Raw genomic sequence first — 22,744 nt, forward strand, 5'->3', positions numbered from 1 at the left:
CATTCGTGGATCGGGCCGCCCCGGTGGGGACGGCCCGTGTCGTGTATCGCGCCGCCCCGTTCGGGGCGACCCGGCGGGATCAGGCCGAGCGGTAGAGCTTGGTCATCGAGAACTCGACATGGCCCAGCGCCTCGGCCGCGGTCATGCGACCGTTGGCGGTCCGTTCGATCATGTCGATCAGGGCGTCTCCCGCCTGGTCGATGGTCTGTTCGCGCGTCAGCACGCCGGTCACGTCCACGTCGATATGCTCGGACATGGTGCGCAGGGTGCGCGGATTGCCGGAGATCTTGATGACGGGGACGATCGGGTTGCCGACCACGTTGCCCTGGCCCGTCGGGAAGGTGTGGATCACGTAACCCGCGGCGGCCATCAGGGTCACGCATTCGGCCGCGGCCGAGGACGTGTCCATGAAGTAGAGGCCGGGGCCCTTGGTCGGCGCCACGGCGGGACCCATCGCGTCGAGATAGGTGCACTCGCGACCGATCTTCTCGAGGTTGCCCAGCGCCTTTTCCTCGATGGTCGTGAGACCGCCCAGGATGTTGCCCTTGGTGGGCTGGCTGTCCGACAGGTCGTCGGTCTGGTGCGCGAAGATCACGTCGTCCGCATAGGCCTTGAAGATCCGTATGAAGTTCTCGGCGGCCTCGGGCGAGGCGGCGCGCTTTTCGCAGATATGCTCGGCGCCGGTAATCTCGGAGGTTTCGCCGAAGCAGCCGTAGAGGCCGTGCGGGATCAGCTTGTCGTACATGTTGCCGACGGTCGGGCAGGACGACAAGCCGGTGGTCGTGTCGCTCTCGCCGCACTTGGTCGAGACCCACAGATCCGTCAGCGGGCAGGGCTCCTTCTGAAGCTCCGAGGCCCAGTGGACGAACTCCTTGGCTTTCCACGATGCCGCACGGATCGTCTCGAAATCGCCGTTCTGCTCGATCGAGAACTCGGCGACGGGCTTGCCGGTCTCGCGGATGCCGTCGGCGATGATCTTGGTCCAGCCGGGCTCGATCCCGATGACGACGACGGCGGCGACGTTCGGGTTGGACCCGGTGCCGATCATCGTACGGAAATGCAGCTCGAGGTCTTCGCCGAACTGGAGGCGGCCATAGGCGTGCGGGATCGCCATGGTGCCCTTGACGTTGTTGGCCACCGCCTCGCAGGCGGCGTTCGAGATGTCGTCGACGGGCAGGATGACGACGTTGTTGCGGACGCCGACGCGGCCGTTTTCACGGCGCCAGGCGTTGACCATGCGGTTTGTTGCGTCGAACGGCATCTTACCACCTCTTCGTTTTGCAGTTGTGGGTATGGACGTGGCCGCCCGTCTCGGCGGCTCCGACCATCTTGCCGATGTCCTCGCCGTATTTGATGACCGTGTCGCCCTCGGACAGGTCCTTCAGCGCGACCTTGTGACCGATGGGGATGTCGGCTTTGGCCGTCAGGCGGAAGTCGGAATTGTCATGGGTGACGACGCAGAGCATGTCGGTGCCCGCGGTCAGACCCTCGACCACGACGACGCCGACATTGTCGGCCTGATCGTGGACCAGAAGCTGGGGTTTGCTCATCTCATCCTCCCTGGGTGCTGTGAGTCGTGGCTCGACCTACGCCCATCCGGAGTCTTATACAAGACCAATGATACAGGACTTGAGTGAGCCGCGGAGTCGGGATAGGGCAGGGGTCATGCAAGCCGAGCCGTTATATCAACGAATTCTGAGCGATCTGACGGGACGGATCGCGCGCGGCGAACTTTCGCCGGGGCAGATGCTGCCGTCCGAAACGGTAATCGGCGCGGAATACGGTGCCAGCCAGGGCACGGCGCGCAAGGCGCTGTCGCTTCTTGAGGCGCGGGGAATCCTGGAGCGCCGGCAGGGGCGGGGGACCTTCGTCGCGGTTTCGACCGACGAGAGCGCGCTCTTTCACTTTTTCCGGCTGCGGGATGCGCAGGGCGATCTCGTCACCCCGATCCTCGAGCGGCAATCGGTGACACGCCGCGCGGCCACGACCGCCGAGGCGGCGCTCGATGCGGGCGAGGTTTACGAGATCGACCGGCTCCGTCGGATCGGCGGCCGCCTCGCGGCGCGCGAGATCGTCACGGTGGCCGCACCGCGCTTTCCGGGCTTGGGCGAGCGCGAGACGCCCGCAAACGCGCTCTATCCGTTCTACCAGCGGGCCTACGGCGTCGCGATCCTGACGGCCTCGGAGACGCTGGCGCCAGCCGTGTCGACGGCGGGGCAGGCGGGGCTCGACGTCGCGGCGGGCGCGCCCCTCCTCGTGATCCGGCGCACGGCGGCGGACGTGGCGGGCGTGGTGACCGAACTGCGCAACTGCACCTACGCGATGGACGGGCTGAGCTACGCGGTCGATCTGCGCTGAGCCGGGCTCAGTCGAATCCGGCGAACCCCCTGACCTCGACCGGGCGCGCCGGTGTCCCGCCGGTGAGCGCGATGCGCACGCCCAGCGGAAGATCGCTGCCGGACCACGTCGCGACGGGCGCGCCATCCTCTTCGAGATAGACGAAGCTCCCGGCCGTCAGCCCCTCGATCACCGTCACGTCGGCCACCTGCGACCCGGTCATCGCGCGCAGCGTCTGGACGAGGGCCAGCCCGTCCCCGCCACGGCGCAGTGCGAGGGTCACTTCGCTCAGCCCCAGTGTCCCGAAGCCGCGCCGGGTCACCGCCACGAAGCGGAGGGTGTCCTCGGTGCCCTGGAAGACAGGCGCGTTGGACGCCGCCGCGGCCTCGCCCGCGACGCGCAGGGGGATAGGGCGCGCGCCCGCGACGGTCCGCGTCACGTGATCGACCGCGGCCGCCATCTGGCCCCGTGTCGCCACCGCGTCGCCCATGCCCGCGACCGTCCGCATCTGCCCGAGGATGCCGGCCATCATCGCCGACATGATCGCCACGATCGATAGCGCGGCGAGCAGCTCGACCAACACGATCCCGCTGTCGCTCGGGGCCGCGCCCGACATGTCCGTCGGCCTCACGGGGCGGCTCCGAGCGCAAAACTCTCGAACCGGTAGGCGCGGGTGGCGCCCGCGGGCCGGACCTCGATCGTCACGGCCAGAAGCGGGATCGCGCCGCCATCTGGCAATTCGCGCGACACCAGGCGCCACGCGCCCCCGTTGTCGAATTCGCCCATCGTCGCATCCGACCCGGTCAGCGCGCGCATCTCGACCGTCGCCACCTCGCGGGCGAGATCGGCGGCGCGGCTTGCCTCGCCCGCGCCCCGGACGGCGAGCGTGGCCTGCGACACCGCGCCGATCGCCGCCGTCAACCCGACGGCCAGCACGAGGAACGCCACCAGCGTCTCGAGGAGGACGAAGCCGTCGTCGCGCCCGCCCGTCATGGCGCGTCGCCGTCCAGAAGGCGCGGCAGGCCGGTCAGCCAATCGACCTCGAGCCGCGCCACCGCATCGTCCGCCACGAAGGCCAGCTCGGCCCCCGACGAGCTGCCGTCCGGGCGAAAGACCAGTGCTGCGGTGCCGCCCTCGACGAAGGGCCGTGCGAGCAGGCCGTCGAGCCGCATCCCCGGCGGCAGGTCGATGGGGTCTGCATCGGGCGGATAGGCGAAGCGACGTTCCGACAGGTCGATCGCGACCAGCGTGTCCCGTCCGGTCCGCATCGCGTCGCCGCGTGCATCGATGATCACGGCTTGCAGACGTTCGGCCATCTGCACGGGCGAGGGGGCCGGGTCGCGCCGTGCAAGTGCCCCCGCGCCCAGGCCTGCGAGGATGCCGAGGATAACCAGCGCCACGAGCATCTCGACCAGCGTGAACCCCGCGTCGCGGTCGGGACGGGGCGCGGGGGCGGTCATCGGATCGCGATCTCGTTGATGCTCAGGAGGGCGGACATCACCGACACGACCAGTCCGCCGACCAGCGCGCCCAGCGCCAGCGTGATCGCCGGGGTGAGGAAGGTCAGGAGGCGCGTCATCCGGCGTTGCAGAAGCCCGTCGATGGTCGCACCCGCGCGGCCCATCATCGCGGCCAGCATGTTGGATTCCTCGCCCAGCCGCAGAAGGGCCGTGACGGGGCCGGGGAACTGGCCCGTGGCGTCGACCGCTCGCCAGAAGGGCGCGCCTTCGGACACCTCGGTGCGGGCGGCCAGAAGGCCCGCGCGCTGCGCCGTCGTGACCGCCGTGGCCGCGGCCAGCCGCATCGCTTCGAGCATCGGCACACCGTTCCCGAGAAGGAGCGACATCGTCGTCAGGTAACGCGCGTTGACGCCCGCGCGGATCGTCGCTGCAATGCCGGGAACGCGGGTGAGCGCGGCCATCGCGGCATCGCGCCCGCGCGGCGTCCGCATCCAGAGCAGGAGCGGCACCGTCAGGGCGAGCGCGCTGACGACGATCAGCAGCCCCGGCCCGGCGACGAAGGCGCCGAAGCCTAGAAGGATGCGGATCACGAGGGGTGATGCGATCCCCGCATTCTCGAAGACCGGCTGGAGGGCGGGCGCGAGGTAGAGGGACAGAAGAAGGAACGCGAAGACCATCACGAGCAGCAGGAAGGCCGGGTAGAGCAGCGCCTCGGTCACCTCGCGGCGGCGCGCGGCGCGGCGCGTATAGCTGTCGGCCAACGTCCGCGTCACGACGTCGAGGCGGCCGCTCGTCTCGCCGCTGGCCAGAAGGGCGACGACATCGTCGGTGATCTCGGGGACCGCGGAGAACGCTTCGGCGACCGACTGGCCTTCGGTCAGCCGGGCATGGACCCCGGCGGCGCGGGCGCGGGGCAGGCGTTCGGTCTCGGCATCGGCGATGGCGCGAATCGCGACGTCGATCGTGAAGCCCGCGTCGAGCATGACCGAGAGTTCCGCGAAGAACCGCGCGAGGTCGAGCCGCCCGCCAAACCCGCCACCCGCGCGCTCGGGTCGGGCCGGCGCGGTGGCGGCGGCGCCCGTCACCCGGCGCAATTCGAACGGGGTGCGGCCCGTCAGGCGAAGTTGGCGCGTCGCATCGGCCTCGTCGACGGCGTCGAGCGTGCCCGTCTCGACCTCACCATCCGGGCGGTAGGCCTTGAAATGCATGCGCTCAATCGCCGACATCGCCACCGCTCCGCGCATGATCGAGGACGCGGCGCACCTCCTCCAGCGTGGTCACGCCGCGCCGCGCGAGGCCTTCGGCGTGGTCCGCCATCGGCATGACACCTCGTGCGGCGGCCAATGCTTCGAGATCCGCCTCGGTGGCACCGGTCCCGATCCGGGCGGCGATCTCGCGCGTGACCTCCATCACCTCGTAGGTGACGGTCCGCCCGGCAAAACCCGTCTCGTGGCAGTGCGCGCAGCCGTCGCCGCCACACGCGTCGCAGGTCTTGCGAAGCAGGCGCTGCGCCACGACCGCCCGGATCGTTGCGCCGATCAGGTAGTCATCGATGCCCATATCGACCAGCCGTGTCAGCGCACCCGCCGCGCTGTTGGTGTGCAGCGTGGAAAACACCAAGTGCCCCGTCAGCGCCGCCTGGATGGCGATCTGCGCGGTGTCACGGTCGCGGATTTCGCCAACGAGGATGATGTTAGGGTCGTGGCGCAATACCGAGCGGAGCGCGCGCGCGAAGGTCAGGTCGATCGCGGGCTCGACCTGAAGCTGGGTGATGCCGTCGAGGCGGTATTCGACGGGATCCTCGACGGTGAAGATCTTGACGTCGTCCGACTGCCGCTCGCGCAGGACGGAATAGAGCGTCGTCGTCTTGCCGCTGCCGGTCGGGCCGGTCACGAGGATGATCCCGTTTGGCACGCGCGCAAGCTGGCGCAGGTGCGCGGCGGCCTCGGGCGCGTAGCCCAGCGCATCGAGCGTCAGCGCCACGCCGGACCGGTCGAGGATGCGGAGGACGAAGGATTCCCCGTGCACCGACGGCAGGATCGAAACGCGTAGGTCGATCTCCTGACCGCGCACGGTCGCGCGCATCCGGCCGTCTTGGGGCATCCGGCGCTCGGCGATGTTCAAGCGCGCAAGGATCTTGATGCGGGTGGCGATGCCCGGAAGCATTGCGCGAGGCACGGTCTCGACCACGTCGAGCATCCCGTCGCAGCGCATCCGGATGCAGACGTGATCGGCGCGCGGTTCGATGTGGAGGTCGGTCGCGCCCCGGTCGACGGCCGTCTGGATGACCTGCGTGACGAAGCGGATCACAGGCGCCTCGCGGGCGATGTCCTGCAGGCGTTCGAGATCCTCGCCGTCGCCATCCTCGGGGGCCGCAGGGCGTGGGGTCGGCGGGGGTGCGGTGTCTTGTCCCGAGAGCGTGCGCAGAACCTCGAGAATGCGGCTTCGGGGGCAGACGCGCAGCTCGACCGGCCGGTCGAAGCTGTAGCCGAGGATCGCGGCGCCGTCGGTCGCGAACGGGTCCGCCACGGCGACCACGAGCGCGTCGTCGGTCATCTCCAGCGGAAGGACCTGATGGGTTTCGAGGAAGGACTGCCCCGCGCGGTCGATCAGTGCGGGGTCAAGTGCGTGGGCGTCGATCCGCGCCTCGGGAAGCCCGAGAAATGCCGCCATGTGTCGCGCCAGATCGTCTTCGCGCGCCAGCCCAAGCTCGATCAGCACCGTGTCGGCCGGATGGTCGGTCGAGGCGCGGCCGCTTCGGGCGCGCTGGGTCGCCTCGGGCCGCAGGACGCCTTGGCCTTCCAGATGGGTGAGAAAACCTTCGAACCCGTCGCGCCGGTCGTCGGTGCCGGGTCGGATGTTCATGCCGTCGCCTCCCTGAGATGGACCGTGACGCCCGGACCGAACAGCGCCGCACATCCGGGGACGACGGTATCCGGCGGGGCTGCGATCGCGCGTCCGGGGGCGATGCTTCGCTCCAGCGTGACCGCTTCGCCCCGACGCTCCTCGACGATGCGGCCCGAATAGCCCAGCGTGTCGTCGCCCGCCCGCACGAAGATGTCGATGCGGACCGGGCTGCCGGAGGACGCTTCGTCCTCCAAGAGGTTGCTGCGGCCCAGCACGGCGGCCAACGGGGCGGGCAGGCGTGCGGCGGTCGCGCGCGGCTGGTCGGAATGGACGGTAAAGGTGCCCGTCAGGCGGTCGATGGGAAGCTCGGCCAGGACGGGGAAGGCGTGCAGCTCCTCGACCGCCGCGAAGGGGGCCTGCTTGAGGCCGTCGCGCAGTTGAAGATCGGCGAGGGGCGGCGCGTCGTCCTCCGGCGGCGTGCGGTAGGCGAGGATCGCGTCCGCCTGCTCGGCCGCCGCCGCCGCCGGAAGCCCGAGCGACCGGAGCGCCAACACGAGAAGCTCGCGCCCGGCGGCGTTGAGATCGACGAGTCCCTGCTGGTCCTGCACCTGAAGCTGGATCGTGAGGTCGCCTTCGCGGCATGCGGCAGGGGACGCGTTGAGCGCAAAGGGCGGGGCGGTCTCGGTGGCCTCGGCGATGAAGACCGCCCGCGCCGCCACGCGCCCCAGCCCTTCCGCCAGAAGGTCGAGCCGGGCTTCGGCGACCCCGTCCCGCGCCTGGTCGAGGCCCGCGCGCGCGGCGAGCACGAAGCCTGTCATCATGGTGGTCACCACGAGAAGGAACACGACGACCGCCAAAAGGGCGAAGCCGTCCTCGGCGGGCCGGGACGCAGAAGGGGCGACCGGCGGCATCTAGGGCCGCGCCCCGTCGCCATGGAGGCCCAGCGGCACGACATGATCGTCCTGCCGGACCGTGACGGAGCCCGCGTCGATCTCGCTGACCGTCCAGTTCCACGCGACCTCGCCTTCGCGGAGCCAGATCGTCTCGAACCCCTCGGGCGCGCCCAACAGGGCGCGGGACTGCCCGTCCGACCGGGCCACCCCGATGAGGCGCGGGGCGATCGGGTCGGGTTCGGGCGGCGGGGGTGGGGCGGGCGCCGGGGCCGCGACCACCGGCGGCGGGGGCGGGGGCGGCGCGGGTGGCGGCTGCCACGGACGGCGCGTTTCGGTGAAGAGCGGGCGGGACAGGACTTGGTTGCGGTCGAGGGCCGCCACGTCCAACGGACCCGCATCCTGCGGTGCGGTCTCGGGGCCCGTGTCGGGACGGGCGGGCGCGTAGGGCGTAACATCGAGGGGGGTCGTCGCGACCTCGTGGACCTTCGCCCCGATAGCCAGCGCGGCGGCCAGCCCCAGGAGGATGAGGACCATCATCCTCATTGCGCGACCTCGAGGTCGGGCGGCAGCGCGCCCTCGATCAGAAGCTCCATCGACAGGATCGTCGGATCAGCCGCGTCCGGGTCGCCCGGAGCGGTCGCAGCGTCGATGCGGGCGGTGCGGATCGTCTGGTAGGGCACCGCGCTCTCGATGGCGAAGACGGTCTCGACGATCTCGGCATTGGTGCCGCTCATGCGGGCCCGGAGGCCCGCGAACCGCGTCCCGTCGCGTTCGGTGACCGGCGCGTTGCCCACGGCCAGGAGGTCGACGCCGCTGGCGGCCGCGATCTCGCCCAGCCGCCCCTGGAACGCCGCCTGGATCAGCGCGGGGCTGGCGCCGGGCAGGAATTCGGGCGCGTCCGCGGGGCGCGGCGCCGTCGCGCCGGGCGTTGCGGCGATGAGGCGCTGGAGGTTGCCGAGATTGGCCCGTTCCGCCGCGATGCGCGCGGCGGTCGCGTCGAGCCGGTCGCGCGCCAGCATCACGGCTCCGGCGACCAGCGCAACCGTGAGCACTGGGGTCGCGGCGGCTACGGCCAGTCGCAGCGCGCGTGGCGCGTTGAGAAGGGCGGTGCGGCTATCCATCGGCGCTCGCCGTCTCGAGGGTGATGGTAAAGCGCTCGTCGAGGCTGCCCGCATCGCGGAGCACGGGCTGGGTGAAGGTCGGCGCGCGGAAAAGGTCCGAATCTTCGAGCAGGGGGATCAGCCGTGCGGCGCCCGAGGTCTGACCCGTCAGCGTGACGGTGCCGTAATCGACGTCGATCCGGGTCAGCCATGTGCCGTCGGGCAGGGCGAGGGCCAGCTCCTCGAGGATGCGGACGAGGGGGACGGCCTGGCTCTTGGCCTCCCGCACCGACGCAATGCGGCCGATCTCTTCGGTGCGGGCGCGCATATCGGCCCGAACATCTGCGGCCTCGGCCTCGGCCGTTGAGATCTCGACACCGAGCGCATCCAGCGCCCTTTGCTGCTGCCACGCGGTGACGCCGCCGAGCGCGATCAGCCCGACAACCGAGGCGGCGACGGCCCCCCAGAACAGGCGATGGGCCGCGCGGCGCATCCGCGCGGGACGGCGCAGCGCTGCAAGGCTGGGACCGTCGGCCACAAACGCGCCGTCGGGCGTCGCCATGGCGAGCTGTCCGATCTTGATACGCGCGGCGGCGAGACTTGCGCGGATCGGCTCGAACTGGTCGCGCCGCAACAGGAAATAGACGCTGGCCGCGTGGTCCCGGCGGTATTTCGGTAGCACAAGAATGCAGTCTTCCTCGCGCAGCGGCGTCGCGCCTTCGCAATCGAGCCGCGCCATCGCGCGCATCCGGCTGCGGGGCAGGCGCAGGGGCGAGAGCTTGCGTTGCAGGTGGCGATCCGGCTCGACCACGACATCGACGACCGGCGAGCGCAGCCGCCGCGGCAGCCGCCGGAGCGCCGCCCCGACCTCGGCCGGCTTAACCACCTCGGGCAGGCGGCGCTGTGTCTCGACGGACACACCGGCGCGTGAGACGCGGAGCAGGGGGCGCGACCCCGCCTTGGCCACCGATCGACGGCGCGACACGAGGGAGGACACCTCCCACGACCACCAGCGGCCGACATCCGCCACATAGTCGATCACACCTGTAACCATTACCCTTTTCGCCCTTTCGGCAGCAGTTCCACCCCCACGGTGGAGGCCGAGTATAGCCGATTTTCCCGCGACGGGCAGGCCGTCCGTTCGGCGGGGTGCTGACCGCCCGCATTCGGGCCGGGATGCATCACTTCGGCGCCCGTTCCACGCCAAATGTGCAAAAAAGGTGACAGACCGGACGCATCTGTTAACCTCGCCTGCAAAACAACCGGCGAAAACGTCGGAGAGGCGAGGGCGACGTACGGCCAGAGAATCGGCGCGCCCAAGAGGTTGGCAGCACGTTCAGGCGAGTACAGGCATGTATCACGATGCACCGTTCGGAGGTGGCGACCCGCGGGTTGCCGATATGACCGCTATGGAACCGGCCCGATACGGGCCGCGGCTATGAGCGCCCGGACCTGGAAACGCACCTTCATTGTTGCCGCTCTGGCGACGGTTCTGGCCAGTTGCGCCGGCGACGAGGCCGGGGTCAGCCGCCTCGACACGCTGCTGGGCGGCTTGGGCGCGGGCGACGGCGCCACGCGCACCGCCAACGCCGCGGGCGGCTGGAGCGGCGTGCCGGGGGCGACGTCCGGCACGGGACGCACCGGCTCGGGCGTCTTTCTGGGCGCGGGCAATCCGCCCATCCGGCGCGAGCCGACCTTCGGCGGCGACGAGGGGTTCCAGCTGAACCTCGTCGACGCGCCGATCCCGGCGGCGGCGCAGTTCATCCTCGGGGACACGCTCGACCTTAACTACGTCGTCGATCCCGACCTTCCGGGCACGATCACGCTCCAGACCAGTTCGCCCGTCAGTCGCGAGGCGCTGATCGACATCTTCGAGATCACGCTCGCCGCGAACGGCTACGCCATTGTCGAGAATGCCGACATCTACCGGATCGTGCAGTCCAACGCCGCCATCGCGAACACCCCGCCGGTCAGCGTGCCAGCGCTTCAGGCCAGTGCTCCGGGCATGCGCGTCCTCGCCGTGCCGCTGGCCTATATCGCGGCCGAGGAGATGCGCGACATCCTCACGCCGATCAGCCAACCGGGCTCGATTCTGCGCTTCGACAGCGTGCGCAACTATCTCCTGCTCGCCGGATCGCAGGCGGAGCTGTCGTCGATGCTCGATGCCATCTCGGTCTTCGATGTCGATTGGATGCGCGGCAAGTCCGTGGCGCTCCATCCGCTGAAGGACGCAGCGCCCCAAGCGGTCGCCTCGCAGCTCGAGGAGATCTTCCGCAGCTCCGACGGAGCCACGGCCGACGTCATCCGCTTCGTGCCCAACGAACAGCTGGGTTCGATCCTCGTGGTCACCTCGCAGCCGCATTACCTGCCGCGCGCGAGCGAATGGATCCGCAAGCTCGACACGATCGGCGGGGCGGGGGCCGACCGGCTCTTCGTCTACCCGGTCCAGAACCGCCCGGCCGAAGAACTGGCCCGCGTCCTGCAATCGGTGCTGGGCGGCGGGTCGGACGGCGCGGTCTCGCCCGGTCTGGGCGAGGTCGAAGTGGCCAGCGCCGACGGCGTGGACCCCACCTTCGTGGGCCTGACCGCCGATCCCGACCTGGGTGCAAGCGTGTCCTCCAGCGTGGTCGCCGATACCGAGAACAATTCCCTTCTCATCAGCGCCACCGCCGAGGAGTACCGGCGGCTGGAGCCCGTTCTGCGGCGGCTCGACACGGTGGCCACGCAGGTCATGCTCGAGGCGGTCATCGTCGAGGTCTCGCTCAACGACACGCTGCGCTTCGGCGTCCGCTGGTTTCTCGAGAACGGGTCCGCCACGCGCGGCTTCGACAGCGCGCTCGAGCCGAACTTCCCCGGCTTCTCATGGAACAGCGCGCTGGGCGATTTCCGCTCCACCATCAATGCGTTGTCGAGCGTAACGGACGTGAACGTGATCTCGACGCCGACGCTGATGGCGCTGAACAATCAAGAGGCGATCCTCCAGATCGGCGATCAGGTGCCCGTCGTCACTCGCACCGCCGAGAGTGCCGACGATCCCGACGCGCGCATCGTCAGCGCCGTCGAGCTGCGCGACACGGGCATCATCCTGAACGTCGTGCCGCGCGTGAACGCCCATGGCGGCGTGCTCCTGGATATCGACCAGGAGGCCAGCCGCGTCGTCGCGACGACCACCTCCGGCATCGACTCGCCCACGATCCAGCAACGTCGGCTACGGACGCGGGTGTCCGTCATGGACGGGGAATCGGTCGTCCTCGGCGGGCTGATCCAGGAGGGGACGCAGCGCACCAAGAACGGCGTGCCCGTCCTCAGTGACGTGCCGGTGGTCGGCAACCTTTTCCGCGACCGCCGCGACCGGCGCGAGCGGACGGAGCTTCTGATCTTCGTGCGGCCCCAGATCATCCGCGACGCCCATGCGGCGCGTCGGGTCAGCGACGAGTTCCGCCAGCGGCTCGACTTCGGCCGCAGCGAGACGCCGCAGCAGCGCCGTCAGCGCGATCTCCGCCGCCTGCGCTGACGGTCGCGCGGGCGGATGACGGTCGGGGTTGTCGTCGCCGGGGGCACGCTTCTCGCGATCCTCTTGGCCATCGCCGTGATCGACCTGCGGACCCGGCGCATTCCGGACCCGCTGAACGTGGCGCTCGCGCTTGCGGGGCTTGCGGCGGCACTGGCGCTCGACGGTCGTTTGCCGTGGCCATCGGCGCTGGCGGCGACGGCGGTCGGCCTGGCCCTCTGGGTCGTTGCCGAGGTCTTCAGCCGCCGCCGGGGGCTGACGGGTCTGGGTCTGGGCGACATCAAGATGATCGCCGCCGCCGCGCTCTGGGTCAGCCCGTGGAACCTGCCGCTCGTTCTCGTGGTCGCGACCGTCGGCGCCCTCGCCGCAGTCGGGGTCGCCGCAGTGGCGGGGCGCCGGACGGACCGGTTGACGCGCATCCCGTTTGGGCCGTTCATCGGGCTGGGCCTGATGCTGACGTGGATCCTCGAACGGTCGGGGCTGCCGACGCTGGCGCCCGCGGGGGTATGGTAAGATGGATCGCAACCTTTCGAAGACGCGACGTGGCCGTGGGGCAGACGCGGAACGCGATGCGGGATTCACCCTGATCGAGCTGCTTGTCGTCCTGTCGATCATCGTCCTTCTGGGCGGCATCGTCGCGCCGCAGGTGCTGCGCTATCTCGGCTCGGCGCGCACTGAGGCCGCGCAGACCCAGATCCGCAATATCGAGAGCGCGCTGGAATTGTTCCTGATCGACAACTTCCGCTACCCGACCACCGAAGAGGGTCTCGACGCCCTCGCCGAACCGACGCCCGCGCTGGCCGCGCGGTGGAAGGGTCCGTATCTGCAGAACGCCGATGCGCTGGTCGATCCGTGGGGCGCCGCGTATATCTACGAGAGCGACGATGGCGCAGTCCGAATCACCTCGTTCGGTCGCGACGGCAGCCCCGGCGGAGAGGGCGAAGATCGCGACATTTCGAACATCAGATAGGCATTCGGGACCTTAGTCCCGCCCATCTCTTGGACCTTCGTCGCGTGGCGTTCGAGACCTTCGACCTCCCCGCAAGTGATTAATCCACCTGTAGGATTGAGACACCCCTGCTGTCAGGTAGGATTGACGCAGCGTTCGGGGGAACGCCGCGATCCGGCCCTGCCAACCGCCTCGAGACGGTTCGTTCCCTGCGTCCGCGAGTAGTGGGGTATTGGGTATGTATCTTCCGAAAGACGCGTCACGCACGCAGATCCGCGAAGCTGAAAACGCACGTCGCAATCGCGCAGAAATCGTTCAGGCCTTGTCCATCGGCGACGTGACCCGGCGCGAGCTTTTCAAATGGGGCACGTTCACGGGGCTGGGCCTTCTGGCGGAGGTCAACGGCCTGAGCCCCTTCGCCCGCAGCGCCAGCGCGCAGAACATCCCGACCGGAACACCGCTCAGCCCGCTCTTCGGGGCGCAGCCCTATACGCAGGAGATGCCGCGGCTGAACCTCCAGACGCCGCACGACATGACGCCGATCCAGCGCGAGAACGAGGTCGATGTCTACGCGCGGGGCCGATGGTGGCCGCCCGCACGGCGCCTGTCCTATCACACCGAGTTCACCGACTCCGGGGGCACCGAGAACGTGAACCCCTATTACAACTACGGTCCGTTCGAGGGACGCCCGCCGGGCGAGTACTTCGCGCATCAGCGGTGGGAGGAATACCTGCCGCAGAAGGGCTTCATGCTCACGCTGGGGCGGGCAGCCTCGGGGGTTAAGTTCCATCCCAACATGCCGGATCAAGAGCCGGATAAGGTCTGGACCTTCGGCAGCAACCGCGCCACCCGGTCCCAATTGCCGCCGCCGCTCATGAAGCTGCGCTACGGCGAGCCCGTGGTGCTGCGGAACTACAACCGCCTTCTGCCGAACCCGACCCGCAACGGCGGCTTCGGCAGCAACAGCCAGTCGACTCACAATCACAATGCCCACAATGCCTCGGGGAGCGATGGCGCATCGAACGCGCATTTCTACCCGGGCCAGTTCTACGACTACCACTGGTCGACCACGCTTGCGCGGGCCGACATGATCAACACCGACGCGTCCGATCGCCGGGCCTCCGGGCCCGATGGCGCCGGCGGGCTGACCCTCGTGCCGGGCGACTACCGCGAGCTCCAGGGCTCGCTGTGGTTCCACGATCACCGGTTCTTTTACACGGCCGAGAACGTCTACAAGGGCCATCTCGGGATGTTGAACTACTACAGCGGTCCCGATCGCGGCCACGAGGGCATGGATGACGGCGTCAACCTGCGCCTGCCTTCGGGCACGACGCTGGACTGGGGCAATATCGACTTCGACGTGAACCTGATCGTGTCGGACGCCGCCACCGACCAGGAAGGCCAGTACTTCTTCGACATCTTCAACACCGATGGCTTCTGCGGTGACATGATGATGGTGAATTTCGCCTACAAGCCCTATTTCGAGGTGCTGCCGCGGAAGTATCGTTTCCGCATCCTGTCGGCGGGCATGTCGCGCTTCGTCGAGCTGGGCCTGGTCAACGAACAGGGCAACCCGGTCCCGATGAAGGTGATCTCGACTGACGGGAACTTCCTTGTGAACCCCGTCACGGTCAACCGTCTCGACCCGCAAGGGCCGGGGGAGCGGTTCGACGTCGTGGTCGACTTCTCGGTCTTCCAGCCGGGCAATCGCCTCTACATGCTCAACTCGATGGAGCATGATGACGGGCGTGGACCGAAGGAGTCGCTGCGCCTGCGCGATGTGCTGCGGATGAAGACGGACGATCCGGCCATCGGCGGGATCATGGAGTTCCGCGTCGTCGATGAGGTCGAGAGCGCCGACGCCCCCGGGACCGTCATCCGGGCGGCCAACCATACCGATTACAGCCATGTGCCGAGTCGGTTGACCGATCCGATCCCGATCGTGGCGCCCGTGCGGGTCCGCCACATCGAATGGAAGGGCGCCGACGGTCGCGACGACGAGTTGGAAGGACCGTGCTTTCCCGATTGCGGGGACAAGGAATCCTTCGGCTGGACGATCAAGATCAACGGCGAGGCGAACCATTTCTTCAACGCTAACCGCTCCTCTCTCGTCATCCCCGAGCCGGGCGAGGTCGAGCACTGGATCCTCGAGAATGGCGGCGGCGGCTGGGACCATCCCGCGCATCTTCACCTCGAGGAGGGCGTCACGCTGGATCGCGGTGGCCGCAGGCTCAGTCCGATCGAGCGGCAGAACCCGCGCAAGGACGTCTGGCGTCTGGGCGAGAACGGGACCGTCAACATCCAGGTGCGGTTCGGTGAGTTCGGGGGTGCCTATGTCACCCATTGCCACAACACGGTTCACGAGGATTGGGCGATGCTCTTCCGCTACGACGTGATGACGGACCCGGACAATCCGGACAACTCGCAGACCCATGTCAACATGATCCCGACGCCGAAGCCGTCGCCCTACGGCGTCACCTATGTCACGCCGGAGGTGCTGCCCGAGGGCAATCCCTTCGACGAGGACTTCGATCCGTTCCCGGAGGGCGACGCATGACCGCGCTGCGGCGCGTGGCGCTCTGGCTGGGGGTCGGGGCGCTCTGCGCCCTGGCGAGCGCGATCCCGGGCGGTTCGGCCGGTGCCGAACTCTGGGATCGCGACTACTTCACCAATGTTCCGCTGGTCACGCAGGACGGCGAGACGGTGCGGTTCTACGACGATCTGATCGACGGGAAGATCGTCGTCGTCAGCTTCATCTATACCGACTGCCCCGATATCTGCGGGCTTTCGACGGCGCGGCTGGCGCAGATCGTCGACTGGCTGGGCGCCCGGATCGGGCAGGACATCTTCGTCTACTCGATCAGCATCGACCCCGAGACCGACACGCCCGAACGCATGAAGTCCTACGCGGCCGCCTTCGGCGCGGACCGGGATGGCTGGACATTCCTGACCGGAACGCGTGCCGATATCGACGTCGTGCGCCACAAGCTGGGCGAGCGCAGCCGATTTCTCGGCGAGCATCGCAGCGACATGGTGATCGGCAACGGGGCGACCGGCCAATGGCGACGGACGTCCCTGATGGGCAGCCTCGTGGTCGCCACGACCGAGATCCTCGAACTCGACCCGACCTACATCCCGCCGAAGCCAGTGCTCGCGTCGCTGTCCGATGCCGCGGACGAGCCGTTGGTCATTCGCGACACGCGGGGGGAGGGGATGTTCATCACCGCCTGCGCCGCCTGCCACACGATCGGCGACGGCGTGCGCGTTGGACCCGATCTCGCAGGGGTAACGCTCCGGCGCGATCGCGACTGGCTGGAGCGCTACCTCCAGGATCCCGACCTGATGCTGGCGACCCACGATCCCGTTGCGGTGGCTCTCGACGCCGAATTCCCGGACGTGATCATGCCGGATCTCGGCCTCGAAGCGGCGGACGCGTCCGACCTGATCCACTATCTCGAATCGAGGACCGTGGCCCTCGGCGCGCCGATGACTGAAATGCCGTCCCATGACGACCACGACCATGACCACGGCGCGGCCCATGGCGATCATGGGGATCACGCCGATCACGGCGACCATGCGGGGCACTCGGGGCATGATGATCATGCGGATCACGAGGACCACGCCGGTCACGTGGCCCAGGAAGATCATACCGGGCACGACGATCACGCGGCGCATGCCGGCCATGCCGATCACGGGGCGCACGCCGACCATCACTGAGATCGGGCCGACCGATCTCCACACCGGTTCCGAGGCCATAGCGCGCTTCGGGGCCGGTCTTTGCTGCGTTCGGAGCGACGCCGACCAGGCCGCGCCGTGGAGAGGCCACGCGAGTCCCGACGCTGATCAGCGGGGCGATTGACCCGGATCAAGGACCGGTCTGCGACGCGACGGACTATGATGCGAGCGAAGGGCGGATGTGGCGGTTCCGTGTGGCTGCCCGATACCTGCCTCGGAGGCGGCTCGGCCCCGTAACCGACCGGTCGGCGGCGATATCTGGAAATGGGGGACGATGACGTGACGCGAGCGGATCGCACCAAGGCGACCCAAGAGGTCTCGCGCATCCTCGAGACGCTGCTCCACCGCGAGCGGTCGACGCCCCTGCCGGACGCCGCGGGGCCGCGGCCCACCTCGGACCTCGTGCGCCTCGTGATCGCCGACCTGCCCGATCCGCGAACTTCGCCCGAGGACGTCATCGCCGAGCTCCGGGCGCAGTTTCCCGGTGCGCAGGTCCTCTTCGTGGCGCCGCAGGACGGCGCGCCCGTCGCCGCCGCCGACGCTATCCCGGTCGCGCCGATGCCCGCCGACGACGCGCTGCGCCCGCGCCTTGTCCGCGCGAGCCCCAAGGCCGATGCCGGGCCGCGCCAGTTCTCGGCCCGCCAGACGCAGGTGCTGCGGGGGCTGGTGCGCGGTCTTTCGAACAAGGCGATCGCGCGCGATCTCGACCTAGCCGAGTCGACCGTGAAGGTCCATGTCACGACCATCTACCGCGCCCTCGGGGTCAACAGCCGCGCCGCGGCGATCGCGCTGGTGATGACGTCCGACGCGCTTCGGGACGAGCTCGGCATCTGACCGCTGTGTCATTTCACCAAGCCGCGCCCCTTATCCCGTTCTGCGACTGCACATTTTTCGACCGCCTCGCCTCGTGCGCGGAAGGGGGCCGTGGCATCGAAGCCACAGGGGAGACGGGATGTCGCAGGCTGTCCGACGCCTGTCGTGCGCCCGTCACGAACCTGCCGCAGCGCAGCGCGAAGGCGTCCGAGGCCGCAACGATCGGGCGCGGACGGCGACCACGTCGGGCTGAGCGGCAAGCGACCCGTTCAGCGGCGATTCATTCAGCGAAGTGAGGGGGTTGGCGGAGAGACAGGGATTCGAACCCTGGGTAGACGTTAATCCACAACGGTTTTCGAAACCGTCCCGTTCGACCACTCCGGCACCTCTCCGCGACCTGGTGGTGGCGCGTCCTTAGTCGGGCCGCGCGGGCCGCGCAAGGGGGTCGATTCCCCGGGACGGGCCGCAAAAAACGACCCGCGCCCCGCTTCCCTCGCGCGGTTGCCGCGTGTTCACTCGATGGCAGGGGACTGAGGGAGCAGAGCGATGAAAACATCGACCCGTATTCTTGCGACACTTGCCTGCGGCGTGGGCCTCATGGTGGCCGCCGCGCGTGCCGACACACCACCGACGCAACCACAGCTCGAGGCCTTCGAGGCGGACGCATTCGCACAGCTGATGGTTGCCGCGCAGGCAGAACCGCTGATGCAGATCGTGGCCACCGAAGGCGCACGGCACGGCCTCGGCCTCGAAGCCTCGCTCTTTCCGGGGCGCGGTGGCGCGGCGTGGCGCCAGGTCGTCTCGACCATCCAGGCACCGGACCGCCTCGTGCCGCTTCTGGCCAAGGCGCTCCGCACCGAATTGGCACCCGAGGACGCCGCCGCCGCCGCCCGCTTCCTCAACGACGGGCCGGGCGCCCGCGTGGTCGAGCGCGAGATCGTCGCGCGTCGCCAGATGCTCGACAGCGATGTCGAGGCCGAAGCACGACAGGCCTCCGCCGCCGCCTTCGAGAGCGGAACGGCCCGCGCGGAGCTGATCGGCGAGATGATGCAGGCGCTGGACCTCGTCACGGTCAACGTCTCGGGCGGGCTCAACGCCAACTACGCCTTCTACCGGGGGCTGGGCGATGGCGGAGCGCTGAAGTCGCGCCTGACCGAGAGCGAGATGATCGCGATGGTCTGGGCCCAGGAGACGCAGGTCCGTCGCTCGATCCGCGGCTGGTTGCAGGGCTATCTCTCGCTGGCCTATGCGCCGCTGAGCGATGACGAGCTGCGCGACTACCTCGCGTTCACCAAGACCGCGCCCGGTCGCCGCTACATGTCGGCGATGTTCCAGGGCTTCGGCTCGGTCTTCGAGACGACGTCCTACGAGCTGGGTCTCGCGGCGGCGAAGTTCATCGCGCAACAGGACGCCTGACCGTCGGTTGACAGGCCCGCGGGGCCATGGAATAGGCACGACCGGGGCTGTGGATCGATTCCGCAGCCCCGTTTCATTCGACTTGTCCCTGACGGGGCACGCTGTCCGAGGTGGACCCGCCGCAGGTGGGGCCGCAAAGACCCGCAAGGGCACCACAGGGCGCGAGAGACAGATAGGAGAGAGCGGATGTTTGCCGTTCTGAAGACCGGTGGCAAGCAGTACCGGGTCGCCTCGGGCGACGTGCTGCGTGTCGAACGCCTGGCCGCCGAGGCGGGCGAGACCATCCAGTTCAACGATGTCCTGATGCTCGGGGGCGACACCGTGACCGTCGGTGCGCCAACGATCGAGGGTGCGGCCGTGCAGGCCGACGTGATCGACCAGATCAAGGGCGAGAAGCTGATCCACTTCGTCAAGCGTCGCCGCAAGCACTCGTCCAAGCGCACCAAGGGCCACCGTCAGAAGCTGACGCTGATCCGCGTGACGGACATCCTGTCGTCGGGTGGCGACAAGACCGGCGTGAAGGCCGCGATCGGAACCGGTTCGGTGTCCGCCGCCGCACTCGCCGCGATGGCGCCCGCGTCCAACAAGCCCGCCAGGGCCGAGGCGGCCAAGCCCGCCGCCAAGCCGAAGGCCAAGGCGAAGGCGGCCGCCAAGCCCAAGTCGACAGAGACCGCAACGGATGCCGAGAAGATCGTCGAAGCCGCGGCGTCGGGCACCAAGCCCTCGAACCTCCTCGAGGAGGCACGTGGCGGCAAGGCGGACGATCTCAAGAAGATCTCCGGCGTCGGCCCCAAGCTGGAAGGCCTGCTGCACGAGAACGGCGTCTTCCATTTCGACCAGATCGCCGCTTGGGGATCGGACGAGATTGCCTATATGGACGACCGACTGTCGTTCAAGGGTCGCATCGAGCGCGACAACTGGATCGACCAGGCGACGACGTTCGCCGCAGAACAGGAGTAAGGACAGATGGCACACAAGAAAGCCGGTGGCTCCTCCCGCAACGGCCGCGATTCCGCGGGCCGTCGCCTTGGCGTCAAGCTCTTCGGGGGCCAGGCCGCCATTCCGGGCAACATCATCGTGCGCCAGCGCGGCACCAAGTGGTGGCCGGGCGAGGGCGTCGGCATGGGTCGTGACCACACGATCTTCGCCACCGAGGAAGGCGCCGTGACGTTCCGCAAGGGCTTCAAGGGTCGCACCTATATTTCGGTTCTCCCCGTGGCGGAGGCCGCCGAGTAAGCCGAACCTCACATACGTGATGACAGGGGGATCGGCGCCAGCCGGTCCCCTTTTTCTTTCCTGGGGGTCTCCATGACCCAGATTTGCTCCGACCTGACCGCCCCCACGGTCGCGATCCGCCCGCTCCGGCCGGCGGGCACGGCCGCGTGTCGCGATAGGCGGGCCCGGGGCGCCCGGCAATCAATATCTGGGGGCCGGGCATGAGCGTCGCGGTCGCAAGCTTCGCCGTCTTCGCCGCCAGCCAGGTCGGTACGCCCGGTCCGGCCAACATGGCGCTGATGGCCACCGGCGCGCGCTACGGCCTGCGCCGGGCGATGCCGTTCGTGGCGGGCGTCGTTCTCGGCAAGCAGCTTATCATCTGGCCCATCGGATTCGGCCTGATGCAGCTGGCCGAAACCGCGCCCTGGGCGTTCGAGGCGCTCAAATGGGCGTCGGCCGCCTATATCGTGTGGCTCGCCTGGAAGGTCGCGAACCTGCGGCTGGGCGAGGGGGGCGATGCCGCGGCACCCGGCTTCGCGGCCGGCCTGATCGTGCATCCGCTGAACCCGAAGGCCTGGGCGATGATCACCGGCGGGTTCACCGCCTTCGTCGCCCCCGGCACGCCCGCGCTCGAGGCGACGGCCTGGATCGCGCTCGTCCTGCTCGGCTGCCAACTTGCGCTTCACCCGCTCTGGACGCTCGGGGGCAGCCTGATCGCGGCGCGCCTGCGGGGCCGTCCCGCAGAGCGGTACCTGATGTGGACCCTCGCGGCGCTGACCGTCGCCAGCGTCCTCTTCGTCCTGTTCTCCGGAGGACCGGCATGACCCCCCAAAGCTCCCCCGTCCGCATCGACCGGATCGCCACCCAGGATCAGCCCGTGATCTCGACCGCGCGGCTGTCGCTGCGCCCGCTGCGTCGCGCCGACATGGGGCTGATCGAGCTCTATGCTGGTGACGAGCGTGTCGCGCGCAACACCTCCTCCATCCCGCATCCACTGCCGCCCGGCGCGGTCGATGCCTTCGTGACGCGCGTCATGGCGGGCGAGGGGGACGACACCGTCTGGGCGATGGATGCGACCGAGGCCGGCATGGACGAGTTGGTCGGCGTCGTCAGCCTCAAGGCGATGGACCGCGACCAGGCCGAGATCGGCTATTGGGTCGCGCCGGGCGTCTGGAACACCGGCCTCGCCTCCGAGGCGGTCGGCGCGCTTATGGCGGCGAACCCCCATCGCAGCGCGCAGGTCTTCGGGACCATCATGCAGGACAACCCCGCCTCGGCCCGCGTGCTGACCAATGCGGGCTTCGACTACATTGGCGACGCCGAGACGTTCTGCGTGGCGCGCGAAGCCGTGGTCCAGACCTGGACCTACATCCGCCAGATGGCTTGAGGCCGCCCGGTGGCGCGCATAAGGACTGGAACATGAAGTTTCTCGACCTCGCCCGCGTCTATATCCGATCCGGCGGCGGCGGCAGCGGTGCCGTGTCGTTCCGACGCGAGAAGTATATCGAATACGGCGGCCCCGACGGCGGCAATGGCGGGCGCGGTGGCGATGTCATCGTCGAGACGGTGGACGGTCTGAACACGCTGATCGATTTTCGCTACCAGCAACATTTTTTCGCCAAGTCCGGTCAGGGCGGCATGGGCCGTCAGCGCACGGGCAAGGATGGCGACGACATCGTCCTGCGTGTGCCCGTCGGCACCGAGATCCTCGACGAGGACCAGGAAACGGTGATCGCGGACCTGACCGAGCTGGGCCAGCGCATCGTGTTGGCCAAGGGCGGCAATGGCGGCTTCGGCAACCAGCACTTCAAGTCCGCGACCAACCAGGCGCCGCGCCGCGCCAATCCCGGCCAGCCGGGGGTCGAGCGGACGATCTGGCTGCGCCTGAAGCTGATCGCGGATGTGGGCCTTCTGGGTCTGCCCAATGCGGGCAAGTCGACCTTCCTGTCGGTGACGTCGAACGCGCGGCCCAAGATCGCGGACTACCCCTTCACCACGCTGGTGCCCAATCTTGGCGTCGTCGGCGTGGACGGTGTGGAATTCGTCGTGGCCGACATCCCCGGCCTGATCGAGGGTGCGCATGAGGGGCGGGGCATCGGCGACCGGTTCCTGGGACATGTCGAACGCTCGGGCGCGCTGCTGCATCTCGTGGATGGGACCAGCGCGGATGTGGCCGAGGATTACCGCATCATCATCGGTGAGCTCGAGGAATATGGCGGCGGTCTGGTCGAGAAGCCGCGCCTGACCGTGCTCAACAAGGTCGATGCGCTGGACGAGGGCGAGCTGGCCGACCGGCGCGCCGCGCTCGAAGCCGCGTCCGGCGGGGAGGTCATGACGATGTCCGGCGTGGCGGGCAACGGCGTAACGGAGGTGCTGCGCGCGCTCCGCGTCCTCATCAACCGCGAGGCGGCGGCGTCCGATCCCGATGCCGCCGATGACGAGCCGTGGACTCCGGTCTGAGCGCGCGG

At 68.9% G+C, this 22,744-nt stretch carries 24 protein-coding genes and 1 tRNA gene; 13 read left to right on the forward strand and 12 right to left on the reverse strand.

Features of this window, described 5'->3' with window-relative positions:
• Positions 1–79: 79 nt before the first annotated feature.
• Both ACK8OR_RS02700 and ACK8OR_RS02705 read right to left on the reverse strand, forming a co-directional pair.
• Positions 80–1,261: a UxaA family hydrolase gene (locus ACK8OR_RS02700; protein ID WP_410187929.1), complete on the reverse strand. Its 1,182-nt coding sequence runs from the start codon at positions 1,259–1,261 to the stop codon at positions 80–82.
• 1 nt (position 1,262) lies between these two features.
• Positions 1,263–1,550, reverse strand: coding sequence for a UxaA family hydrolase (locus ACK8OR_RS02705; RefSeq protein WP_410187930.1), 288 nt, complete (start codon positions 1,548–1,550; stop codon positions 1,263–1,265).
• Between the two features lie 115 nt (positions 1,551–1,665).
• Between ACK8OR_RS02705 and ACK8OR_RS02710 the strand changes: the two genes are divergently transcribed.
• On the forward strand, positions 1,666–2,358 hold the full coding sequence (locus tag ACK8OR_RS02710; protein ID WP_410187931.1) for a GntR family transcriptional regulator: 693 nt from the start codon (positions 1,666–1,668) through the stop codon (positions 2,356–2,358).
• Positions 2,359–2,365: 7 nt separating this feature from the next.
• Here the strand turns inward: ACK8OR_RS02710 and ACK8OR_RS02715 are convergent, their stop codons facing one another.
• From ACK8OR_RS02715 to ACK8OR_RS02755, 9 genes are read right to left on the reverse strand one after another with little or no spacing between them, the layout of a single operon-like run.
• A complete protein-coding gene (locus tag ACK8OR_RS02715; RefSeq protein ID WP_410187932.1) occupies positions 2,366–2,968 on the reverse strand; it encodes a hypothetical protein in 603 nt (200 codons plus the stop codon).
• Complete coding sequence (locus ACK8OR_RS02720) at positions 2,965–3,330, reverse strand: hypothetical protein (protein ID WP_410187933.1); 366 nt, start codon at positions 3,328–3,330, stop codon at positions 2,965–2,967. Before ACK8OR_RS02720 ends, ACK8OR_RS02715 begins: the two co-directional genes overlap by 4 nt.
• Positions 3,327–3,797, reverse strand: coding sequence for a prepilin-type N-terminal cleavage/methylation domain-containing protein (locus ACK8OR_RS02725; protein WP_410187934.1), 471 nt, complete (start codon positions 3,795–3,797; stop codon positions 3,327–3,329). Before ACK8OR_RS02725 ends, ACK8OR_RS02720 begins: the two co-directional genes overlap by 4 nt.
• Positions 3,794–5,005: a type II secretion system F family protein gene (locus ACK8OR_RS02730; protein ID WP_410187935.1), complete on the reverse strand. Its 1,212-nt coding sequence runs from the start codon at positions 5,003–5,005 to the stop codon at positions 3,794–3,796. Before ACK8OR_RS02730 ends, ACK8OR_RS02725 begins: the two co-directional genes overlap by 4 nt.
• Positions 5,006–5,009: 4 nt before the next feature.
• Positions 5,010–6,662, reverse strand: coding sequence for a GspE/PulE family protein (locus ACK8OR_RS02735; RefSeq protein WP_410187936.1), 1,653 nt, complete (start codon positions 6,660–6,662; stop codon positions 5,010–5,012).
• Positions 6,659–7,555, reverse strand: a complete 897-nt coding sequence (locus ACK8OR_RS02740; RefSeq protein ID WP_410187937.1) for a hypothetical protein — start codon at positions 7,553–7,555, stop codon at positions 6,659–6,661. Before ACK8OR_RS02740 ends, ACK8OR_RS02735 begins: the two co-directional genes overlap by 4 nt.
• Positions 7,556–8,080, reverse strand: a complete 525-nt coding sequence (locus ACK8OR_RS02745) for a hypothetical protein (RefSeq protein ID WP_410187938.1) — start codon at positions 8,078–8,080, stop codon at positions 7,556–7,558.
• Positions 8,077–8,658, reverse strand: coding sequence for a type II secretion system protein GspM (gene gspM / locus ACK8OR_RS02750; RefSeq protein WP_410187939.1), 582 nt, complete (start codon positions 8,656–8,658; stop codon positions 8,077–8,079). The genes ACK8OR_RS02745 and gspM overlap by 4 nt, the downstream gene beginning before the upstream one ends.
• Complete coding sequence (locus ACK8OR_RS02755; protein WP_410187940.1) at positions 8,651–9,691, reverse strand: PilN domain-containing protein; 1,041 nt, start codon at positions 9,689–9,691, stop codon at positions 8,651–8,653. Before ACK8OR_RS02755 ends, gspM begins: the two co-directional genes overlap by 8 nt.
• A gap of 384 nt (positions 9,692–10,075) precedes the next feature.
• On the opposite strand from ACK8OR_RS02755, the gene ACK8OR_RS02760 reads away from it, so the two are divergent.
• The 6 genes from ACK8OR_RS02760 (at position 10,076) to ACK8OR_RS02785 (ending at position 17,666) form a co-directional block, all read left to right on the forward strand.
• Positions 10,076–12,151 carry a secretin N-terminal domain-containing protein gene (locus ACK8OR_RS02760; protein ID WP_410187941.1) on the forward strand — a complete coding sequence of 692 codons (2,076 nt, stop codon included), beginning with the start codon at positions 10,076–10,078 and terminating at the stop codon, positions 12,149–12,151.
• Between the two features lie 15 nt (positions 12,152–12,166).
• On the forward strand, positions 12,167–12,661 hold the full coding sequence (locus ACK8OR_RS02765; protein WP_410187942.1) for a prepilin peptidase: 495 nt from the start codon (positions 12,167–12,169) through the stop codon (positions 12,659–12,661).
• 1 nt (position 12,662) lies between these two features.
• On the forward strand, positions 12,663–13,118 hold the full coding sequence (gene gspG / locus ACK8OR_RS02770; RefSeq protein WP_410187943.1) for a type II secretion system major pseudopilin GspG: 456 nt from the start codon (positions 12,663–12,665) through the stop codon (positions 13,116–13,118).
• Positions 13,119–13,419: 301 nt separating this feature from the next.
• Complete coding sequence (locus tag ACK8OR_RS02775) at positions 13,420–15,654, forward strand: multicopper oxidase family protein (protein ID WP_410187944.1); 2,235 nt, start codon at positions 13,420–13,422, stop codon at positions 15,652–15,654.
• Positions 15,651–16,814 carry an SCO family protein gene (locus ACK8OR_RS02780; RefSeq protein ID WP_410187945.1) on the forward strand — a complete coding sequence of 388 codons (1,164 nt, stop codon included), beginning with the start codon at positions 15,651–15,653 and terminating at the stop codon, positions 16,812–16,814. Before ACK8OR_RS02775 ends, ACK8OR_RS02780 begins: the two co-directional genes overlap by 4 nt.
• Positions 16,815–17,096: 282 nt before the next feature.
• A complete protein-coding gene (locus tag ACK8OR_RS02785; protein WP_410187946.1) occupies positions 17,097–17,666 on the forward strand; it encodes a response regulator transcription factor in 570 nt (189 codons plus the stop codon).
• Positions 17,667–17,947: 281 nt separating this feature from the next.
• On the opposite strand, the gene ACK8OR_RS02790 is transcribed toward ACK8OR_RS02785, so the two are convergent.
• Positions 17,948–18,037 (reverse strand) — tRNA-Ser (locus ACK8OR_RS02790).
• A gap of 154 nt (positions 18,038–18,191) precedes the next feature.
• Here ACK8OR_RS02790 and ACK8OR_RS02795 point away from each other — a divergent pair.
• The 6 genes from ACK8OR_RS02795 to obgE all read left to right on the forward strand — a co-directional run bounded on the left by ACK8OR_RS02795 (position 18,192) and on the right by obgE (position 22,736).
• Positions 18,192–19,061 carry a hypothetical protein gene (locus ACK8OR_RS02795; protein WP_410187947.1) on the forward strand — a complete coding sequence of 290 codons (870 nt, stop codon included), beginning with the start codon at positions 18,192–18,194 and terminating at the stop codon, positions 19,059–19,061.
• Positions 19,062–19,247: 186 nt separating this feature from the next.
• Entirely contained in the window at positions 19,248–20,021 is a 774-nt protein-coding gene (locus ACK8OR_RS02800) for a 50S ribosomal protein L21 (RefSeq protein ID WP_410187948.1), read from the forward strand.
• A gap of 6 nt (positions 20,022–20,027) precedes the next feature.
• Positions 20,028–20,297: a 50S ribosomal protein L27 gene (rpmA, locus tag ACK8OR_RS02805; protein WP_410187949.1), complete on the forward strand. Its 270-nt coding sequence runs from the start codon at positions 20,028–20,030 to the stop codon at positions 20,295–20,297.
• A gap of 200 nt (positions 20,298–20,497) precedes the next feature.
• Positions 20,498–21,100: a LysE family translocator gene (locus ACK8OR_RS02810; protein WP_410187950.1), complete on the forward strand. Its 603-nt coding sequence runs from the start codon at positions 20,498–20,500 to the stop codon at positions 21,098–21,100.
• Entirely contained in the window at positions 21,097–21,663 is a 567-nt protein-coding gene (locus ACK8OR_RS02815; RefSeq protein WP_410187951.1) for a GNAT family N-acetyltransferase, read from the forward strand. Before ACK8OR_RS02810 ends, ACK8OR_RS02815 begins: the two co-directional genes overlap by 4 nt.
• A 32-nt stretch (positions 21,664–21,695) precedes the next feature.
• Positions 21,696–22,736: a GTPase ObgE gene (gene obgE / locus ACK8OR_RS02820; protein WP_410187952.1), complete on the forward strand. Its 1,041-nt coding sequence runs from the start codon at positions 21,696–21,698 to the stop codon at positions 22,734–22,736.
• Positions 22,737–22,744: the final 8 nt, after the last annotated feature.

Origin of the sequence: Jannaschia halovivens (genome assembly GCF_046452375.1) — a bacterium.
Lineage (GTDB): Bacteria > Pseudomonadota > Alphaproteobacteria > Rhodobacterales > Rhodobacteraceae > Jannaschia > Jannaschia halovivens.

What these genes read in the sequence shown, in the direction of transcription:
- ACK8OR_RS02730 (WP_410187935.1), bottom strand. Translation starts at nt 5,005, where the DNA reads ATGCATTTCAAGGCCTACCGCCCGGATGGTGAGGTCGAGACGGGCACG.
- ACK8OR_RS02740 (WP_410187937.1), bottom strand. Translation starts at nt 7,555, where the DNA reads ATGCCGCCGGTCGCCCCTTCTGCGTCCCGGCCCGCCGAGGACGGCTTC.
- ACK8OR_RS02795 (WP_410187947.1), top strand. Translation starts at nt 18,192, where the DNA reads ATGAAAACATCGACCCGTATTCTTGCGACACTTGCCTGCGGCGTGGGC.
- ACK8OR_RS02735 (WP_410187936.1), bottom strand. Translation starts at nt 6,662, where the DNA reads ATGAACATCCGACCCGGCACCGACGACCGGCGCGACGGGTTCGAAGGT.
- ACK8OR_RS02800 (WP_410187948.1), top strand. Translation starts at nt 19,248, where the DNA reads ATGTTTGCCGTTCTGAAGACCGGTGGCAAGCAGTACCGGGTCGCCTCG.
- ACK8OR_RS02710 (WP_410187931.1), top strand. Translation starts at nt 1,666, where the DNA reads ATGCAAGCCGAGCCGTTATATCAACGAATTCTGAGCGATCTGACGGGA.
- ACK8OR_RS02700 (WP_410187929.1), bottom strand. Translation starts at nt 1,261, where the DNA reads ATGCCGTTCGACGCAACAAACCGCATGGTCAACGCCTGGCGCCGTGAA.
- ACK8OR_RS02705 (WP_410187930.1), bottom strand. Translation starts at nt 1,550, where the DNA reads ATGAGCAAACCCCAGCTTCTGGTCCACGATCAGGCCGACAATGTCGGC.
- ACK8OR_RS02755 (WP_410187940.1), bottom strand. Translation starts at nt 9,691, where the DNA reads ATGGTTACAGGTGTGATCGACTATGTGGCGGATGTCGGCCGCTGGTGG.
- ACK8OR_RS02765 (WP_410187942.1), top strand. Translation starts at nt 12,167, where the DNA reads ATGACGGTCGGGGTTGTCGTCGCCGGGGGCACGCTTCTCGCGATCCTC.
- gspG (WP_410187943.1), top strand. Translation starts at nt 12,663, where the DNA reads ATGGATCGCAACCTTTCGAAGACGCGACGTGGCCGTGGGGCAGACGCG.
- ACK8OR_RS02810 (WP_410187950.1), top strand. Translation starts at nt 20,498, where the DNA reads ATGAGCGTCGCGGTCGCAAGCTTCGCCGTCTTCGCCGCCAGCCAGGTC.
- ACK8OR_RS02780 (WP_410187945.1), top strand. Translation starts at nt 15,651, where the DNA reads ATGACCGCGCTGCGGCGCGTGGCGCTCTGGCTGGGGGTCGGGGCGCTC.
- ACK8OR_RS02760 (WP_410187941.1), top strand. Translation starts at nt 10,076, where the DNA reads ATGAGCGCCCGGACCTGGAAACGCACCTTCATTGTTGCCGCTCTGGCG.
- ACK8OR_RS02815 (WP_410187951.1), top strand. Translation starts at nt 21,097, where the DNA reads ATGACCCCCCAAAGCTCCCCCGTCCGCATCGACCGGATCGCCACCCAG.
- ACK8OR_RS02745 (WP_410187938.1), bottom strand. Translation starts at nt 8,080, where the DNA reads ATGAGGATGATGGTCCTCATCCTCCTGGGGCTGGCCGCCGCGCTGGCT.
- gspM (WP_410187939.1), bottom strand. Translation starts at nt 8,658, where the DNA reads ATGGATAGCCGCACCGCCCTTCTCAACGCGCCACGCGCGCTGCGACTG.
- ACK8OR_RS02785 (WP_410187946.1), top strand. Translation starts at nt 17,097, where the DNA reads ATGGGGGACGATGACGTGACGCGAGCGGATCGCACCAAGGCGACCCAA.
- ACK8OR_RS02725 (WP_410187934.1), bottom strand. Translation starts at nt 3,797, where the DNA reads ATGACCGCCCCCGCGCCCCGTCCCGACCGCGACGCGGGGTTCACGCTG.
- rpmA (WP_410187949.1), top strand. Translation starts at nt 20,028, where the DNA reads ATGGCACACAAGAAAGCCGGTGGCTCCTCCCGCAACGGCCGCGATTCC.
- ACK8OR_RS02720 (WP_410187933.1), bottom strand. Translation starts at nt 3,330, where the DNA reads ATGACGGGCGGGCGCGACGACGGCTTCGTCCTCCTCGAGACGCTGGTG.
- obgE (WP_410187952.1), top strand. Translation starts at nt 21,696, where the DNA reads ATGAAGTTTCTCGACCTCGCCCGCGTCTATATCCGATCCGGCGGCGGC.